Source organism: Bacillus sp. (in: firmicutes) (genome assembly GCA_012842745.1).
GTDB lineage: Bacteria > Bacillota > Bacilli > Bacillales > Bacillaceae_J > Schinkia.
Map to the genome: position 1 here is coordinate 250,588 of DUSF01000037.1, position 18,172 is coordinate 268,759.

The following is an 18,172-nucleotide window of genomic DNA, read 5'->3' on the forward strand; positions in this document are numbered from 1 at the left end:
AGGACCTATCGATAAAGACGTAGGTCCTAATTATTCATTATGTTATACACTCATCCAATGTGGCGGTGTGTTTTTGTCCCAATATATTGATCCCATCTCATAGTGTGTTAAAAATTCATCCACGTAGGTGTGGTAGTGAAAATTAAACCAGTATCCTTCTTTTGGAGGATGATCACGACGAACATGAAATCTTATTAAATCTTTGCCAGTACTGCCATGGTAAATATGAAAAATTTTTTCTCCTAAGCCACTAGCAGGCTTTTCTGTAATAACCAATTGACGAAGGTCGTCTTCAGGCATTGTCTCGGCAAACATGGCAATAGCCTCTTCCATTTTCGGCAAGATGACTTGTTTGAACTCATCCTCGATTACCGTTCCAATTGTTTTACCGAACTTCAGCATTGAAAGTTGTTCTGCCTGTTGAGTAGAAAAAGTGGTAAAAGATGAAATTAACTCTTCACGATTTTCAATTAGACTGGCTCGATTAAGCCAAGAGTCGTCATTAGCTTCAAGTTCGCTTTCTTCTTCCTCAGCTATTTCATTAGTAACAAGTACACGGTTATTTTGTTCTGAAAGATCACTATTTTCTTTTACATTTTTTTGAAGTTCAATTGGGAATTGGGGAACCACGATCCCAAATGTACAAACCGTTACAAGTACGACAAACAGTTTTCTTATCCAGAGTTTCATGTTTCTTCTCCTCAATTTTTTCTTGATACAATTATTTTCTCATGTTTCTGGAAAAAAAACTATTAATTTGGGCTTTTTTTATTGTAGTTTGTCTATTTTGTTATGCATATAGTTCATAGCTTCCGATAATATTTCGATTGCCGAAAAACTATTTTTTCTTTGGGTATATGCTGCTTGTACAAGCTCCAATAAATGTGGGTCATTTGCATTTTGGACGATTTCCAATACCATTTGTCCAAATTCATCGACTTTCATACCATTTCGAAGTAGTGTTCTAAATTCCATTACCGCTTCGGTTAATAATTGTAATCTAGTTAACTCGTCCATTTTCGTAATCTCCTTTTAGTTTAAGCATCTATTTGACGTAATTTTTATGCAAACATACCGCTAGCCTTTATTTTCTTGACAGCTTCTTTTAATGTCGCCTCTGATTGGACAAGAGCGATGCGGACATACCCTTCCCCAGAAGGGCCAAAGGCATTACCTGGTGTTACTACTACGCCTGCTTTTTCGATTAAATCAAGAGCAAATTGCTTTGATGTATAGCCATTTGGAATCTCTGCCCATATAAACATTGTTGCTGGTGGTTTTGCCACATTCCAACCAATTGCTCGGAGCCCATCTACAAGTGTATCCCTTCTTGTTTGATAAAGCTTATTGTTTTCCTTTAAGAAGGGATCCCCTTCTAATAAAGCAATTGTGGCCGCTTTTTGTATTGGCGAAAAAACACCATAATCTAAGTTTGATTTCAATTTAGTTAGGGCTTCGACAACGTGATGATTGCCAATCATATAGCCAATCCGGCATCCAGCCATATTGTAGCTTTTGGAAAGGGAATTAAATTCCACGCCTACATCAAAAGCGCCCTCCACCTCAAGAAAGCTAACAGGTTTTTCGCCATCAAAAACGAGTTCAGAATAGGCAAAGTCATGAACAGCAACGATGTTATATTTTTTTGCAAAAGCAACAACCTTTTCAAAAAAAGACTTCGTGGCCGTGGCGGGGACAGGATTGCCGGGAAAATTCAAAAACATCATTTTTGCTTTAGCCGCAATGTTTTCGGGAATGGCCTCCAAATCCGGCAAAAAGTCATTTTCCTTTAAGAGCGGCATCGGATAAGCTTCGGCCTTCGCCATTCTAATCGCGTCAGCGTATGCAGGGTAACCAGGATCCGGAACGAGAATAAGATCTCCTTCGTCGGCAACAGTCATTGGCAAATGAAGAAGACCATCCTGTGAGCCAGCTAGTTGTACAATTTCTGTTTGCGTATTAAAGGTTACACCGTAATTTTTTGAGTAGAATGTATGAACAGCCTCGTGAAATTCATTACTTCCTCTTAAAGTATATCCATATTGGGAAGGGTCTTGAACATGTTTGACCAATGCTTCCACAATGAAATTTGGCGGTGGTAAATCAGGACTGCCAATGCTAAGGTCTATCATCTGTATGCCTTCAGCCTGTTTTTCTTTTTTGAAAGCGGCTAATTCTGAAAAAATACTAGTTCCAAATGATTGAATTAATTGCGATGCTGTAAAAACCATTACTTTTAGCCCCCATCTCTTTGTTTGAACAATATTTTACCATAAAAAGTAGCATTGGCTAAACAATTCCCACTACTTCCTCGTGGTGATTCCACGAACTTGGGCGGATTATCCACGAATTTGGGATGTTTATCCACGAAATCAGACTGGATTTCCACAAATTTGGGATGTTTATCCACGAAATCGGACTGGATTTCCACGAAAAAGGGAAGTGTTGCCATGAGAATTGGCAACACTTCCCTTTTATAAAATTCCTGATTTTTTTCTTTTCTTCCCCCGGGAAGAGTCCTTTTTAAACTTACCCGTCTCTTTTGTAGTTGTCCCTTGTCCTTCAACATCTGCTGAACCAAGACCGATTGTAGTTGGATCAGCTTTTGTTTCTCTTGGCATATTCATACACCCCCTAACGGTAAGGTTTCCATACTTGGTGATAATATGCGTAATAAGATAGTACCAACTTAATCTTGAAAATTCTCAAACTAATCTATTTTTCAATAACCCCAAAATGAAATTTTGCTGTTTTCCGGCGGTAAACTGTAAATCCAAACGTCCCAAACCTTGTGCTCTGCCAATGATCTTTTAATACGACTCTTTTACAGGCAACCCGTTTTGCTTCCTCGATTGTTTCTTCAATAATTTCTGAATAAAGGGCGATTGTTCTCAATCCCCTTATGCCATCTGACTCCACTATTTTCGCATCGAACATCGGGTCCAAATAAACAACATCAAATGAGGAATTCTCCTGCCTCTTTAAATAATCAAGATGATCACTATAGATGACCTCAATTTGTCTCATCGCGATATTCATTTCCTCATTCCCACTATCCAATGTTTTCAAGCCCTGTTCCAGCAAAAATGCAAGATAACGATTGCCTTCAACACCGATAACATGTCCTGTATCACCAACTACATGACTTGCAACAATGCTGTCAGAGCCAAGACCTAGCGTGCAATCGAGAAATGTCATTCCTTTTTCCAGCTTAGCTGCCAGAATAAAAGGATCTTCCTCTCCTCTTAAAATCCTTTTCACACGAAACATTGCTGAATTTGGATGAAAAAAAATCACTTCATGCGGATCACTCAACGGATAAATATCTAAGCGATTTTTGCCGACTACTAAAACATCATCCTGTTCTTTAGCCATCAATTCTTCAACTGATAATTTTTTTCGATTCACAAAAGAGATTTGCAATTGGTTTGCATATTCCATAGCCACTTGAATCATTTCATTATTTGCTCTTCCTGCAGTTGTAACAATCATCTAACAATCACGCCTCGTTCTCAAAATACATTCAACGCTACATATTGTAACGCACATTTAAACAACTTTCTCTTTTATTATACTTTTTTGTCATAATATCACGAATGATTGGATAAATTTATGTAGAGGTCCAATTCATGATGAATCAGTCAGCATCGTTTCAGGAGGGAAAGATTTGAATACAAAATGGAGTGTAGTCCATAAACTTTTTATAAGCTTAGCTGTAGTTGCAGTTGTAGCCTCGATTCCTCACCAATACATCGATGCTTCCGAAAACAACGCAACAATACGTCACGGACATGTCGGTTCATCTGTACGCGCCTTACAAAAAAGCTTAAAAAAAGCGGGATATTACCCTTATGCCATAGATGGCATCTATGGTAATCAAACCGAAGCCGCTGTGCGAACTTTTCAATTACATACTGGAATCTCTGTTGACGGTATAGCCGGCAACAAAACGTTAGAAGCATTATCTGAATTTATTGCTAATGAAACTATTCCTGTTCAAGTGCTTAAAGATGGACATTTGCTTGACGGAACGTTTATACGGCAAGCCTTACATTTAATTGGCTCACCATATAAGTGGGGCGGTGCAACGCCAAACGGCTTTGATTGTAGTGGTTTTATAAAATATGTGTTTTCAAAAAAAGGAATTCATATTCCACGAACGATTCAAGAAATTTGGAATTCCAGTTTTGAGGTCGAAAAACCTAGCATCGGCGACTTAGTTTTTTTTGAAACGTATAAACCAGGACCTTCCCATGCCGGTATTTACATCGGTGATGGCCGTTTTATTCACTCTGGCACTTCAAAAGGGGTTACAATTAGTAAACTTAGCCAAAGCTATTGGAGCGAAAGGTATTTAGGTTCGAAGAGGATTGCACAATATAAGTAAAAATATTAAATCCCCCCACAAGTTTTTTCGTTTCTGATGTGGGGGGATTACTACAAAGATAAATCTATAATGAACTTTTTATTCAGCAACCATTGTCTTCAATACTTCATTCCGTTCCCGTTGCTCCGCTTCCCCAGCCAAATCATATTTTTTTAATAAATGAAAGATTTCATTTAAAGTTTCTTGGGGTAGATTTGTTTGTATAAAACTTTCAAGCTTCGGATAAAGTTCCGCTGGCAAAAATTCCTTCTGACTCTCAAGCTTTTTTAGAACATCCTCTTTTGTGTGGTTGATATCACATGCCATTATAAAAACTCCCTTCAAGTAGTCTTTTATGATTTACGCATTTTGTTTTTCAATTTGCTCAATAAGCTCTGTCAACTGTTCCCAGCGCTCCATTGTTTGCTCTAACTCCACCGTTAACGCCTGCTCTTTTTCGTATAACGGCTGCACTTTGGCAAAGTCAGCACCAGCACTGACAATTTCTTGTTGGAGACAAGCAATTTCTTCCTCCAACTGCAAGATTTTATCTTCAATGCCTTCCCATTCTTTTTGCTCTTTGTAGCTTAGCTTTAGCTTTTTCGGCTTAGGCTGCATCGATGAGGAAATCTGGGCCTTCTCTTTTGCTTCTTCCTTTTTTATTGCTTCTTGTTTACGTTTTTGTTCTTCTAAATATTCACTATAGGAGCCGTAATAAATACGGATATTCCCTTCTCCTTCAAACACAAATAAAATATCACTTGTTTTATCTAAAAAATAGCGGTCATGGGAAACGGTGAGAACGACCCCTGGAAAGTCATCTAAATAGTCTTCTAATATTGTCAACGTTTCAATATCTAGGTCATTTGTTGGCTCATCTAGTAAAAGGACGTTAGGCTCTGTCATTAATATTTTTAAAAGATACAGCCTTCTTCGTTCGCCACCTGACAGCTTTTTAATATATGTGTATTGCATCGCCGGAGAAAATAAAAATCTTTCCAGCATTTGGGTTGCGGTAATTTCCTTGCCGTCAATCGTTTTAATGACTTGCGCCGTTTCTTTAATATAATCAATGACGCGCTGCTCCCCGTTCATCTCTTCATTTTCTTGCGTATAATAGGCAATTTTAACAGTTTGGCCGACGTTGATTACACCTTCATCTGGGAGAGTTTTTCCAGCGAGTAAATTCAATAGCGACGTTTTTCCCGAGCCATTTGGGCCAACAATGGCAATTCGTTCAAAGGGTTTCACAATATAAGAGAAGGCGCGGATAACTGTTTTTTGCTCATACTGCTTTGAGATCTTTTCAATTTCAAAAACCTTTTTACCGAGGCGGCTTCCACCAACAGCAATATCAAGAGCATCCTTTTTCTGATAGCCAGCTTGACTTTGCAGCTCTTCAAAACGCTGAATTCTCGCTTTTTGCTTCGTAGTTCGGGCTTTGGCTCCGCGGCGCATCCATGCTAACTCGCGCCTTAATAGGTTTTGTCGTTTATCCTCATTGGCCGCTTCGATTTCTTCACGTATCGCTTTCGCTTCCAAAAAGGTTGAATAATTTCCTTCATAGCTATACAGATTTCCTTGGTCAAGCTCGAAAATCCGATTTGTCACCCGATCCAAAAAGTAACGATCATGTGTAATAAGCATAATCGAGCCTGGATAGCGGGTTATATAGTCCTCCAACCATTCAATTGTTTCAATGTCAAGGTGGTTTGTCGGTTCATCAAGGATTAGGAGGTCTGCCGGCTGAATAAGGCTCTTTGCAATCGCTACTCGTTTCTTTTGTCCGCCTGACAGCTCCTTGATATGTTGGGAATGGTCTTCGATGCCAAGCTTAGTCAAAATTGATTTTGCTTGGGTGCTCGCATCCCATGCATGCATTGCATCCATTTCTTGTTGAACTTTAAAAATCGCATCCTGCTTCCGTTCGTTTTGTGGGTCGGCTTCGAGAGCAAAGAGTGCTTCTTCATATTTTTTCAGCAAGCGAATGAGTGGTGTGTCTCCATGAAAAATTTCATCTAAAACCGTCCCATTCCCTTCGAATTCCGGGTTCTGCGCTAAATATTCAATCGTATAAGACTTTGGTTTTATAATTTCCCCTGTATCAGCTGGCTCGAGAGATGCCAATATTTTTAATAATGTTGATTTTCCAGTGCCATTCACCCCAATAATGCCGATGCGTTGTTTTTCGGCAATACTAAAGGAAATGTCATTAAATAATGTTTTAACGCCAAAGCTTTTTGAAAGATTTTCAACTGATAGTATATTCATTCTAAATTTCCTTCCCATTCATGGTAAAACTTTTGTAAAAATTCCTCCATCAATTGATGACGGGCTTCTGCCATTTCTTGCGCAGTTTTTGTGTTCATCAGATTTTTCAATTTAAGCAGTTTTTCATAAAAATGGTTAACAGCGGTTGTTTTCTCGCTGCGATATTCTTCTTTTGTCATTTTCTCACGAGGGCGTATCGCTGGGTCATAAATTAAGTCGCCATGTGCCCCAGCATAGGCAAAAGTTCTTGCAATCCCAATCGCACCAATCGCATCTAAGCGGTCCGCATCTTGAACAACCTTTCCCTCTAATGTGCGCATCGGTGGATGGTTTCCACCTTTAAAGGACATCGTTGCAATAATTTCGATGATTGTTTCGATTGTTTCTTCGTCTGCCTGTTGCAAAAGAAGCCACTGTTTTACTCTTTCGAGACCTGCCGCCTCGCCGCCTTCATTTAATTTTTCATCAGCAATATCGTGCAACAGGGCCGCTAATTCACAAATAAAAACATTGGCACCCTCTTTTTCCGCGATATGCTTCGCCATTTTCGTTACCCGTGCAATATGCCACCAATCGTGGCCGCTTGCCTCGTTCTCAAGCTCTTTCTTTACAAATAATATCGCCGCTTCAATTAATTTATTTTTGTTGTCCATGAAGTTGACCCCTTTTAACGATGGTAAAAGACTTATGTATAATGGAATCTTATCATTTTTTAGCAAAGTCATTCAACCATTACCCAATCCTGCTCATATACTAGTAGAAAAGGAATTTATTGTCCGCAAATTATGTTTTATTGTCCAGATATTCATTTTATTGTCCGCGGCACAGCATTTATTGTCCAGAAAAAAGTTTTATTGTCCAATTGCCATATTATTGAAGGGAGTTCATGCCCAGAATGTATCAGCACACTATGATTGGCACAGCATGGCGTGGGCATCACGTCGTTTTACTTAGGTGCAATCCATTTACAAATGAGTTTCTTAGTATTAGCACAAGTTTTGAAGCACCTACCGAACCTTCTCATATAGCATGCGCAGAAACTCTTTCAAGGTTTTTAAGCATCGGTTATAAAATAATGAATGCTACGATGATTTCAGCAACTGAGATTCAGTATGTTCTTACAAAAAAATGAACTCGCTTCAATAACTGAAACGAGTTCATCATTTTTATTTTCTTTTCGCACGAATACCCGTATTTTTGTTCATTCGTTTTTCTTCACCAAAACGGCTATGTCGTCCGGCATCATTCCGCCTAGGTTCAGAAGCACCAGCCTTGGCCTGCCGCTTTTCCATCTCAGGCTTTTTCTTATTACTTGTCTGACTACCATCAACATCACTTTTTTTCTGATTTTGATTTGGTCGGTCAGCGACGATTTCCCCACCATATAATTCTTTTTTCGTAATTGCAATGCCTAATTCTTTGCCATATTTCAACAATGTTTTCTCTTCAGTTGGCGTTACCAATGAAATAACGGTACCTTTCGCTCCCATTCGGCCTGTCCGGCCGGAGCGGTGAATATATTGCTCGATTTTTTCAGGCATGTCCAAATGGATAACATGGGTAAGCCCTTGAATGTCCATCCCTCTTGCGGCTATATCTGTTGCTAATAAAAGCGGCAGTTTTCCGCTTCTGAATTGCTGAATGGCACTAGCTCGTTCCTTTTTGCTTGCATCACTATGCAAAACACCAATTGGGATTTTTTTATATTTAAATTTCGCTGCCAATTGATCTATATGAAAGGAATCATTAATAAAAATAAGCGCCTTCATCGTTTCATCCATTCGATAAATCCTGCGTAAGACCTCCACTTTATCACGGCGGTCGCTTACAAAATAAATATGCTCAACAGCATTATTTTTTTCTCGTTCAATTTGAATGAACTTCGGCTCATTCATCACTTTTTTCGCAAACTCCTGAACTTCATCAGAAATCGTTGCCGAAAAAAATAGCACTTGCCGCTCTCGCAATGTTGATTGAATAACCATTTTCACATCATGGGTCAAGCGCTGCGATATCATTTGGTCAACTTCATCAACAACGATTGTTTTTACTTTATGCATCTTCATTTTTTTCTTATCAATTAATTCGTTAATTCTCCCCGGCGTGCCGACAATAATCATTGGATTTTTTTTCAAGCGCTCGATTTGCCGCTTTAACTCAACACCGCCAATAAAAGCGCCGCTAACGATGCCACTATTCATTGTAAAGGTTTGAACAACTTGATGGATTTGCATCGCTAATTCTCTTGTCGGTGATAAAATAACCGCTTGAATTTCTTTACTATTTGGGTCAATATTATGTAAAATTGGCAACAAATACGCCAATGTTTTCCCAGTACCTGTTGGTGATTCTGCAACCATATCTATGCCTTCCAAAATAGTTGGAATAGCCTTTTCCTGTATAGCTGTCGGTTTGTCAAATCCAGCCTTTTGCCACGCTTCTTTAATGAACGGCTTTGCTTTAGTTAGAAATTCCATCTTAATTGCTCCTCGTATAGTAAGTTTAGTGAGTAAAAATGCATTTTATAGTATTTCATTCAAACGGTCAATCGATTGAACCATATAATCGACGATAACTGGCAAATCGTCAGCTTGAGCCTCGCCAATTTTTCGCGCGAATTTCAAAATGATTGTATCAACCAACCGAGCGGCTTGACCGGGCACATAATCAAATGATACTTTTTGCGTGACCGTTGGTCGATTCCCCCAAATTTCCAACAGGACATGCCAAATCGCCTCACAATCTTCCTCAAGCTGATCTATGGATGTAGAAAAAACGACTTCAATATAGCAGCCAATCGATTCGTCAGCCTTTTCCAAAATTTCTGCCGCTAAGTCATCGACACCTGCATAGATTCGAAGTTCACCATGTACAGAGTCTTCCGCTTGATTGATTGCCCTAAAAGTTATAGCATAATATCTAGACAGTGTAGCGAGATCAATTTGGTCAGTACGATTCATGATTACAATTTCACCTTGGAGATCAAGATCATAAACTGCCCCTTCAGCGACAACCTTTAAATTGTCAAAAATGGTCGGATCAAACATTTGATACCTTCCTTTCGAGTTTCTCTAGTCTATTTTAACAAAATACTGCCATCTTTCGAACTTTTTGATTGAACAATTTTTCTAATGTTCTTATAATAAATGAATCAGATATAAAAGGAAGTGACGAAAAGTGCCGATTAACATACCTAAGGATTTACCAGCTAAAGAAATACTTGAAAGTGAAAATATATTTGTAATGGATGAGGAACGTGCATATCAACAAGATATTCGTCCTCTAAATATAGTAATCTTAAATTTGATGCCTGAAAAAGAAAAAACTGAAACACAGCTTCTTAGAGTACTTGGTAACTCACCATTACAAGTGAATATTACTCTAATGCATCCACAAACGCATCAATCTAAAAATACAAGGCCAGAGCATTTAGAAAATTTCTATCGCACCTTTGATGAAATAAAGGGGCGCAAATTCGACGGCATGATTATTACAGGGGCGCCAATTGAGCTTTTAGAGTTTGAAGATGTCAATTACTGGGATGAATTAAAAATGATAATGGAATGGACAAAAACAAATGTAACATCAACACTCCATATATGCTGGGGTGCGCAAGCAGGGCTTTATTATCATTTTGGCATTCCAAAATACGAATTAGATAAAAAGATGTTTGGCATCTTTAAGCATAATGTATTAGTTAAGAATTCAAGAATCCTGCGCGGCTTTGATGAAGTGTATCTTGTTCCACATTCACGTCATACAGATGTTAAAAAAGAGGATATCGATAAAGAGCCAAATCTTGAAATCCTATCTTATTCTAACGAAGCAGGTGTTTGCCTTGTTGCCTCTAAAGATCGCAAACAAATTTTTCTTACTGGGCATCCAGAATATGAGGCTACAACACTAAAGGACGAATATGTTCGTGATATCAACAAAGGCGCGGATATTGACGTACCTGTTAATTATTTTCCGAACGATAACCCAAATGCGGAGCCGCTGAATACGTGGCGTGCACACGCCCATTTGTTCTATACAAATTGGCTAAATTATTACGTGTACCAAGAAACCCCTTATATTTGGGAGTGAACTGACCATCTTTTTTATTAAAAATCAGTGCAATAATTTGCACTGATTTTTATTATTTCTCCTTTTTTTCATCACAGCCAAAACATTTTAATTCCCCGTTAGCCTCAACAATCCCATTTAAAAAGCCGTTTTCGCAATAAATTTCTTTTTTACATTCTTGGCATACTCCTACTAATTCTCGCACTGAAATCTCCCCTTTTATTAATTATAATAAATTTTTCCAGTTGTAATAATCAGCTGATGGAATCTATCTATTTACAAAAAAAAAGCAAACAAGCCGCTACAAGAGCAGTCTCGTTTGCTTTTCGTTTGCCTTTTATTTTTATGGTAATGTTAGAGGTGTTGGTGATACGATGACACCATCTTCATCTGCATACACATATTCGCCTGGTGTCCATGTCACTCCACCAAATTTAGTTTGAGCGTTTGTTTTTCCTTTTCCTTCTTTTTTACTCTTTAATGGCATTGTTCCAATCGCGAACACACCGATATCCATTTGGCCAATTTCACCGCTATCGCGAATTGGGCCATTAACGATAATTCCACCTAATTTGCGATCCACTGCAATCGAAGCTAGAATATCCCCTACTAATGCGCAGTTTTTAGAACCGCCCCCATTCACAACAAGAACATTGCCCTCCGGAATCGTCTGTAGCATCTCCTTGACTAACACATTGTCTTCAAAAACTTCAACCGTTGAAATCGGTCCTGAAAACTGTTTTTTTCCACCATAAGATTTAAACTCTAGTTGGCAGATTGAAATGCTATCAGAATATTGATCACATAAATCTGCTGTTTTTAATGTTTGAACTACTGTCAACTATAAGCCCCCCATTTTTTACTATTTTTATTCTACATAATTATACTACCATTTTGAATTTTGTGTTAATAGTATTTTTGTGTAGATTCTTATTGCGTTGCTCTAGTGACCGTGTTTACTTATTTTTGCTAGTTTCGGTCACTAGTACCGCTTTCTAGTGACCGTGCTCCATCTTTTTCGCTGTTCTCGGGCACTAGTGACACTTTCTAGTGACCGCTCTTCTTCTTTTTTGCTAGTTTCGGTCACTGGATCAAAATTTTATATTTTCCTACCTTTAATTAATCTTTTCTACAATATCCCTAGCGAGCCATACACCACAGGCGCTTGCTTGAGCAAGGCCGCGTGTTATACCTGCACCATCGCCCCCTAAGTACAATCCTGAAATCTCTGACTCAAACTTGTCATTTAAATTTGGTCTTGCGGAGTAAAATTTCGCTTCAACACCATAGAATAAAGTATGTTCAGAAGCTATCCCCGGCGTTACATAATTCAATGCTTCTGTCATCTCAATTAAACTTTTCATCGTATTATATGGCAACACTAAACCTAAATCCCCTGGAACCGCTTCTTTCAGCGTTGGCTCAATAAATCCTTCCTTAATCCGTTTTTCTGTAGAACGGCGCCCCTTTAAAATATCACCGTATTTCTGAACGATAATGCCGCCCCCTGACAGTTGATTTGCTAGAGTTGACACTTCATGTGCATATTCGGTCGGCTTATTAAATGGCTCAGAGAATTTATGAGAGACTAACAAGGCAAAGTTCGTATTTCGGCTACCCCGTTTTGGATCTTTATAGGCATGTCCATTTGCTAACATAATCCCTGTATGATTTTCAACAACAACATGCCCCGAAGGATTGCTGCAAAACGTCCTCACTGTAGTCCCAACAGAAGTATTAAAAACAAACTTTCCTTCGTATAAATGTGTGTTAATTTCCTCCATCACAATATCAGTTGTTTCAACGCGGACACCGATATCAACCTGATTATTGAACATTGTCACACGACGCTTTTTCAAAATTTTCGTCAACCATGCTGAGCCATCACGACCTGGAACGATGACTACTTTTTTCGCATGTAAAACGTTGCCGTCTTTTAGCTCAATACCAGTTACTTCATAGCCGTCGCTAGTTTTCTCCGTTACAATATCCTCAACTTCTGACTTAAAGCGCATCTCAATCTTATCTTTTAAGTATTCATATATTCTTTGCAAAATTTCAAGGTTTTGCTCTGTCCCTAAGTGGCGTACTTGCGCCCTTAAAAGCTTTAAACCAGCAGCATAGCCGCGGCGTTCAATTTCCTTTACTTCAGGTGTCAATGGGTCTGTAATTGACTCTGTGGCACCATGGCTTAAATTAATTTCATCGACATACTTTATTAAATCGACTACTTCTGATGGTGGTAAATAATCGGTCATCCAGCCACCAAACTCACTAGTAATGTTGAATTTTCCATCGGAATAAGCACCCGCACCGCCAAAACCGTTCGTAATCGAGCAAGCTGGTAAACAACCGGCATAATCCTTTCTGCCAGCTGCCGGTGGGCATAACTGAGTCTTTTTTTCTAATATTGGGCAGCGTCTGCTATAAATATCATGGCCTTTATCTATTAATAAAACGTTTGCATTTGGCATTTTTAAAGTAAGTTCATAACAAGCAAAAATTCCCGCAGGCCCTGCCCCAACAACGATTACATCAAAATTGTTTTGCATCAAAATCCCTCCGTCATTTCTTACAATTCTTAAATAATATATCAAAATATCAAAATGACGTCAATTCAAAAAGACGAACATTATTATAACAGACAACAATAATGTTCGTCTTTTTAAAAGAATAAGTTATTACAATTTATCCTGATATTCTTATATTTCCATCTATTAAGTCATGAACGGTCTTCTCATATTTTGCTATATTACCTACATCTGACCAATAGCCTGTCGTTTTAAATCCGAATAATGAGCAGCCGTTTTTTAAAAGCATAGGAAAGATATCTAAACTAAAGTCAACGGTTACTCCTTTTTTTATATAATGTAAAATAGTCGGTTCCATAACAAAAATACCAGTACTAATCTGGTTTGTGAAAACGTCTAGCCGTGAAGGCTTTTCTAAAAATCGGGTTACTTTGCCTGTTTCGTCCGTTTTAATAATTCCATAATCCAATGGATTTTGCACTGTTGTCATAAAAATAGTTACAAGAGATTCTTTCGATTGATGATATTCAATTCCTTTTGTTAAATCAAAATCCGAAATAACATCACCATACATAACAACGAAAGTTCCGTCAAAAAATGCCTCTGTATTTTTAATACTACCTGCCGTTCCTAAAGGTTTACGTTCCTCGAAATAAGTTAGCTTTACCCCAAATTCATGCCCATCACCAAAGTATTCCATTATTTTTCTAGATAAATATTGTACTGTCACTGCAATTTCTGTAATACCATGCTTCTTTAAATGCTGTATACAGTATTCCATCACAGGTTTGTCTAAAATTGGAATCATTGGTTTTGGCAAATGATTTGTTAACGGGCGCAGCCGATTTCCTCTTCCTCCAGCAATAATAACCCCTTTCATCATAATCACGCCTTCACGAATTTATTACAACAATATTTTTTCACCTCTAGTTACCATATTTATGAAAGAATTCAAATATTATTCCGTAAATTATTAAAAAATAGGTGACTTCATTATCATATTTTAAGGTAAACTATCTATAATATAGAGATTCATTATGTTACATTTCAATCATAAGGAGGGTGTAAAATGACTGATTATGAGGTTGCTAGTTTGCTAGCGTATAGCTTTGGTACCCTTTTTCTCATACTAATTTTACTATTTATACCATACATTTTTGGTGCAATTGGCTTGTATACAATGGCTAAGCGAGCGAATATCAGCAATGAATGGTTAGCCTTTATTCCAATTGGGAACGCCTATATTATTGGTGAACTAATTGACGAAAAGCTGAAGTGGTTTACAATTGGCAAAAGTGGTGGCATCAAACTTTTAATTCTTTGTCTTGGAGCACTAGTTATTAATATCATTCCCGTAGTGGGAAACCTTGTATCAATTTTGTTAGGGATATTCTGGTTAGTTGTCTATTATTGGCTGTTCGAAAAATATTCAGAAAGTGCAGTAGTATTAACGATTATCAATGTTATTACTGCAGGACTTGCTAGTGCCTTTATTATGTTTGCACTCCGCAATAAAGAAGCGAAATATTAACATAAGCGAATGGCTGTCTAAAAGGGAACTATCCTTTTTAAGATGGCCTTTTTCTTTGTAAAGTTGACGGAATATGTGTATAAAAAATTGGCAAAATGCCTAAAAAGGATAATGTTTTCAAAAAGGTGAAACATTTTCTATTTACATACGACTATTCATTTGAGTTGTAAAAGAAAAATAACAAGGAGCGAGAGCATGCTATGAAAAAACTGATTTATTTTATCCTTTTGATAGGTTTAGTTGTTAATTTAATGGGTTGTAATAATAATGACGATAAAAATAAAGATGACAAACAGAATGAAAAGACAGCGGAAACGGATAAAGATAATAACGATAAAAATGAAGATAAAAAAGATAATGATGAACAAGCTTTGCCCTTGTTAGAAGAACAAAAGACGGTGGAAATGATAATAGAAGGGATGCCTGAGAACAAAGTAGTAAAGCTATATCATCATAAAGAGCTAGGCCTTTCTACTTATGTCCCAGATGACATGATTGTTGAATCCAATCCAAAGGTATTTAATATTTACACAAACTTTGGAGGAACTAAAAACGAAAATGCAACCTTAAAAATCACCGACCAAACGGAAGAAGAAATGATAAAGGATTTATCTGATCGTGGATTCAAGCTTGAAACACAAGAAACACAAGCTTTTGATTTTTCTCAAAAGGAATTTTCTTTAGAAAAAGCGGGGATGATTGGCCGGGCCGCTATTTTCAAACATGATAACAAAGACTACGCATTATATTATTATTTCCCTGAAGATTATGCCGATGGATTCGGACCACGGTCTGACATCATAGTAAATGAAATCGTTTGGCATGATGAGCAGTAATCAGCTCGTACAATCTACATATTCCAGAGAAAAAGAGGTTTTTATGTAATCATTCATCCTTTATTGAATATAAGTTAAATAGTACGCCAAAAAGGATGTGAGGATTTGGAAAACGGAAAAGTTATTATAAAGATTAATGATAACGGTTCAATCCGTATAAATGGAAATGTCGAATTAGTTGATGGAAATGGTGGAAAATTCGGGGTTGGACCAACTTTCTCACTGTGTCGTTGTGGAGCTTCCGAGAAAAAACCATTTTGTGATGGTGCACATAAAAAAATCACATTTAATAGTGCCCCTAGGGCAAAATGAGAATAATTGATCAATAAGTATAACATTAGTGGAGCATCTACTTATTCGGATGCCCCACTTTTTAAACTAATAAGTAATCCTATCCAAAATTCCAAGAACAATCATTGTCTATTCAGCTGCCTTTCGGATCATTACCCCTATTTTCCCTTCTTTCAATCTTTCAAGAATCTTCCTTAGTATAATAAATCAATTCATCTTAATGAAACCATAATAGTTTGCTTTTTGCTAATAACTTTCATTATTTTTACATTTTCAAATAAAAGGTACCTCTACTTAAAATGATGTAGTATTATTAGTTTTGTTGTTATAATTAATTACAAGGCAGGTGACTTTTCATGTGCGGGTTTGTTGGTTGTATGTATGATGAAGCCCAAAAAACAAATGAAAAAATGAAAAACAAAATTAAGATGATGAATACAATAATAACCCATCGTGGACCTGATTCGGAGGGGTATTATTTTGATGAATATATTAATTTTGGCTTTAGAAGATTAAGCATTATAGAGTTAGAGAGTGGTAACCAGCCTTTCTCCTATGAAAATGAACGCTATTGGATTATCTTCAATGGCGAGATTTATAACTATATTGAACTACGTGAGGAATTAATCCAGAGAGGCTATCAATTTTCAACACAATCCGACACCGAAGTAATCGTTGCATTATATTCAGATTTGAAGGAACAAGCTGTCAAAAAATTAAGAGGGATGTTTGCTTTCGTTATTTGGGATAAAATGGAACAGCAATTATTCGGAGCTAGAGATCATTTCGGTATAAAACCGTTCTTCTACTCAGAAAAAAGTGATGCAATATACTTTGCATCTGAGAAAAAAAGTATTTTATTAGCTACTGAAGGCTCTTTACATGAAGATTCGCTACAGCATTATTTTAGCTTCCAATATGTTCCTGAACCAGACACATTAACTAGTGAAATAAAAAAACTAACACCAGGGCATTATTTTGTAAAAAAACCAAAACAGCCAATAAAAATCATCAATTATTGGAAGCCAAAATTCCAGCCTGTAATTACATCTGAGTCACAGCTTGTAAAAGAAATACGTGATGTTCTTATGGACTCTGTAAATGTGCATATGCGCAGTGATGTTCCAGTCGGTTCGTTTTTATCAGGTGGCATTGATTCTTCCTTTATCGTATCACTAGCAAAACAAATAAATCCTCAATTAAAAACTTTTTCTATTGGGTTTGTGAGAAATGGCTTTAGCGAAGTAAATATTGCCGAAGAGACAGCAGCCGCTTTAGGTCTAGAAAATATTAGTTGCACCATAACCCCCGATGAATACCTAGAGGAGCTTCCAAAAATTATTTGGCATATGGATAATCCGCTTGCAGATCCCGCTGCGGTGCCTTTATATTTTGTAGCTCGAGAAGCTAGCAAGCATGTAAAGGTTGTATTATCTGGCGAAGGTGCCGATGAACTATTCGGTGGTTATAATATTTACAGGGAACCTCACTCACTTCGAATGTTTCGTTATATTCCTAAATCTATTAAACATTTGTTGAAAATCCTAAGTCACAGCCTACCAGATGGTGTGAAAGGAAAAAGCTTTATTGAGCGCGGAATTACACCTTTAGAGGAACGATATATCGGAAATGCAAAAATATTTGAAGAAGATGAAAAAGCATTGCTTTATACACATTATAACCCACATGTAAACTATAAAACGATTACGCAACAAATTTATAGAGAGTCTGAAGGTTATGACGCTGTAACGAAAATGCAGCATATTGATATCCTTACTTGGCTGCGAGGAGATATACTCTTAAAGGCAGATAAAATGGCAATGGCTCATTCGCTTGAGCTACGAGTGCCTTTTTTAGATCAAGAGGTTTTCAAAGTAGCAGCCAACATTCATTCTAGCCAAAAAATTAACAATAACACAACAAAATATATATTACGAAAAGCAGCTGAGGGAATTGTGCCTGACCATGTATTGAACAGAAAAAAATTAGGCTTTCCTGTTCCGCTCCGCCATTGGTTAAAAGATGAAATCTATGATTGGGCCGTTCATTTAATTCATTCCAGTGCTACGGATTATTTATTTCATAAACAAGAAGTACTAAAATTACTAGAACAGCATGTTACGAATAAGAAAGATAACAGCCGCAAAATATGGACAATCCTTGTTTTCATGATTTGGCATCAGGTATTTATTGAAAATGTTTATGATTTTGGACAAACTGAATTTATGAATCAAAAAGAAAAACAAGTAGCTCTTTAATAAAGTAAGTGGAGAAAACGCTC

The 18,172-nt window shown here is 37.3% G+C and carries 20 protein-coding genes; 7 read left to right on the forward strand and 13 right to left on the reverse strand.

All coding sequences use genetic code 11. The features are described from left to right. Positions 1–42: 42 nt before the first annotated feature. The 5 genes from GX497_09675 to GX497_09695 all read right to left on the reverse strand — a co-directional run bounded on the left by GX497_09675 (position 43) and on the right by GX497_09695 (position 3,492). On the reverse strand, positions 43–690 hold the full coding sequence (locus GX497_09675; protein HHY73476.1) for a hypothetical protein: 648 nt from the start codon (positions 688–690) through the stop codon (positions 43–45). A gap of 78 nt (positions 691–768) precedes the next feature. After that, positions 769–1,017, reverse strand: coding sequence for a hypothetical protein (locus GX497_09680; protein HHY73477.1), 249 nt, complete (start codon positions 1,015–1,017; stop codon positions 769–771). 44 nt (positions 1,018–1,061) lie between these two features. Further along, on the reverse strand, positions 1,062–2,231 hold the full coding sequence (locus tag GX497_09685; GenBank protein ID HHY73478.1) for an LL-diaminopimelate aminotransferase: 1,170 nt from the start codon (positions 2,229–2,231) through the stop codon (positions 1,062–1,064). 243 nt (positions 2,232–2,474) lie between these two features. After that, positions 2,475–2,621 carry a YuzL family protein gene (locus GX497_09690; protein HHY73479.1) on the reverse strand — a complete coding sequence of 49 codons (147 nt, stop codon included), beginning with the start codon at positions 2,619–2,621 and terminating at the stop codon, positions 2,475–2,477. Positions 2,622–2,715: 94 nt separating this feature from the next. After that, positions 2,716–3,492, reverse strand: a complete 777-nt coding sequence (locus GX497_09695; GenBank protein ID HHY73480.1) for a class I SAM-dependent methyltransferase — start codon at positions 3,490–3,492, stop codon at positions 2,716–2,718. Positions 3,493–3,667: 175 nt separating this feature from the next. On the opposite strand from GX497_09695, the gene GX497_09700 reads away from it, so the two are divergent. After that, the gene (locus GX497_09700) at positions 3,668–4,387 is read left to right on the forward strand and encodes a hypothetical protein (protein HHY73481.1); all 720 of its coding nucleotides are present in this window, start codon (positions 3,668–3,670) and stop codon (positions 4,385–4,387) included. 78 nt (positions 4,388–4,465) lie between these two features. Here GX497_09700 and GX497_09705 read toward each other — a convergent pair whose 3' ends face one another. Genes GX497_09705 through GX497_09715 form a run of 3 tightly spaced genes read right to left on the reverse strand, consistent with a single transcriptional unit; the run spans position 4,466 to position 7,290 of the window. Next, positions 4,466–4,693: a group-specific protein gene (locus GX497_09705; GenBank protein HHY73482.1), complete on the reverse strand. Its 228-nt coding sequence runs from the start codon at positions 4,691–4,693 to the stop codon at positions 4,466–4,468. 33 nt (positions 4,694–4,726) lie between these two features. Continuing rightward, complete coding sequence (locus GX497_09710) at positions 4,727–6,637, reverse strand: ABC-F family ATP-binding cassette domain-containing protein (protein HHY73483.1); 1,911 nt, start codon at positions 6,635–6,637, stop codon at positions 4,727–4,729. After that, positions 6,634–7,290, reverse strand: coding sequence for an HD domain-containing protein (locus tag GX497_09715; protein ID HHY73484.1), 657 nt, complete (start codon positions 7,288–7,290; stop codon positions 6,634–6,636). Before GX497_09715 ends, GX497_09710 begins: the two co-directional genes overlap by 4 nt. Positions 7,291–7,532: 242 nt before the next feature. On the opposite strand from GX497_09715, the gene GX497_09720 reads away from it, so the two are divergent. Next, positions 7,533–7,769 (forward strand): hypothetical protein, encoded by a 237-nt coding sequence (locus GX497_09720; protein HHY73485.1) that lies wholly within the window; start codon positions 7,533–7,535, stop codon positions 7,767–7,769. A 34-nt stretch (positions 7,770–7,803) separates the two neighbouring features. Here the strand turns inward: GX497_09720 and GX497_09725 are convergent, their stop codons facing one another. Together GX497_09725 and GX497_09730 are read right to left on the reverse strand one after the other, a co-directional pair. Continuing rightward, positions 7,804–9,114 (reverse strand): DEAD/DEAH box helicase, encoded by a 1,311-nt coding sequence (locus GX497_09725; GenBank protein ID HHY73486.1) that lies wholly within the window; start codon positions 9,112–9,114, stop codon positions 7,804–7,806. Between the two features lie 45 nt (positions 9,115–9,159). After that, positions 9,160–9,684 (reverse strand): hypothetical protein, encoded by a 525-nt coding sequence (locus GX497_09730; GenBank protein HHY73487.1) that lies wholly within the window; start codon positions 9,682–9,684, stop codon positions 9,160–9,162. Positions 9,685–9,814: 130 nt separating this feature from the next. Between GX497_09730 and metA the strand changes: the two genes are divergently transcribed. Then, positions 9,815–10,723, forward strand: coding sequence for a homoserine O-succinyltransferase (gene metA / locus GX497_09735; GenBank protein ID HHY73488.1), 909 nt, complete (start codon positions 9,815–9,817; stop codon positions 10,721–10,723). A 322-nt stretch (positions 10,724–11,045) separates the two neighbouring features. Here metA and rraA read toward each other — a convergent pair whose 3' ends face one another. From rraA to GX497_09750, 3 genes are all read right to left on the reverse strand, one after another. Continuing rightward, positions 11,046–11,543, reverse strand: a complete 498-nt coding sequence (rraA, locus tag GX497_09740) for a ribonuclease E activity regulator RraA (GenBank protein ID HHY73489.1) — start codon at positions 11,541–11,543, stop codon at positions 11,046–11,048. A 274-nt stretch (positions 11,544–11,817) separates the two neighbouring features. Beyond that, positions 11,818–13,254, reverse strand: coding sequence for an NAD(P)/FAD-dependent oxidoreductase (locus GX497_09745; GenBank protein HHY73490.1), 1,437 nt, complete (start codon positions 13,252–13,254; stop codon positions 11,818–11,820). Between the two features lie 136 nt (positions 13,255–13,390). Next, the gene (locus GX497_09750; GenBank protein HHY73491.1) at positions 13,391–14,116 is read right to left on the reverse strand and encodes a nucleotidyltransferase family protein; all 726 of its coding nucleotides are present in this window, start codon (positions 14,114–14,116) and stop codon (positions 13,391–13,393) included. 186 nt (positions 14,117–14,302) lie between these two features. Between GX497_09750 and GX497_09755 the strand changes: the two genes are divergently transcribed. The 4 genes from GX497_09755 (at position 14,303) to asnB (ending at position 18,149) form a co-directional block, all read left to right on the forward strand. Further along, entirely contained in the window at positions 14,303–14,764 is a 462-nt protein-coding gene (locus GX497_09755; GenBank protein HHY73492.1) for a hypothetical protein, read from the forward strand. 200 nt (positions 14,765–14,964) lie between these two features. Beyond that, positions 14,965–15,600, forward strand: coding sequence for a hypothetical protein (locus GX497_09760; GenBank protein HHY73493.1), 636 nt, complete (start codon positions 14,965–14,967; stop codon positions 15,598–15,600). 105 nt (positions 15,601–15,705) lie between these two features. Then, a complete protein-coding gene (locus tag GX497_09765) occupies positions 15,706–15,912 on the forward strand; it encodes a CDGSH iron-sulfur domain-containing protein (protein ID HHY73494.1) in 207 nt (68 codons plus the stop codon). 335 nt (positions 15,913–16,247) lie between these two features. Further along, positions 16,248–18,149 (forward strand): asparagine synthase (glutamine-hydrolyzing), encoded by a 1,902-nt coding sequence (gene asnB, locus GX497_09770; GenBank protein ID HHY73495.1) that lies wholly within the window; start codon positions 16,248–16,250, stop codon positions 18,147–18,149. The last annotated feature ends 23 nt before the right edge of the window (positions 18,150–18,172 follow it).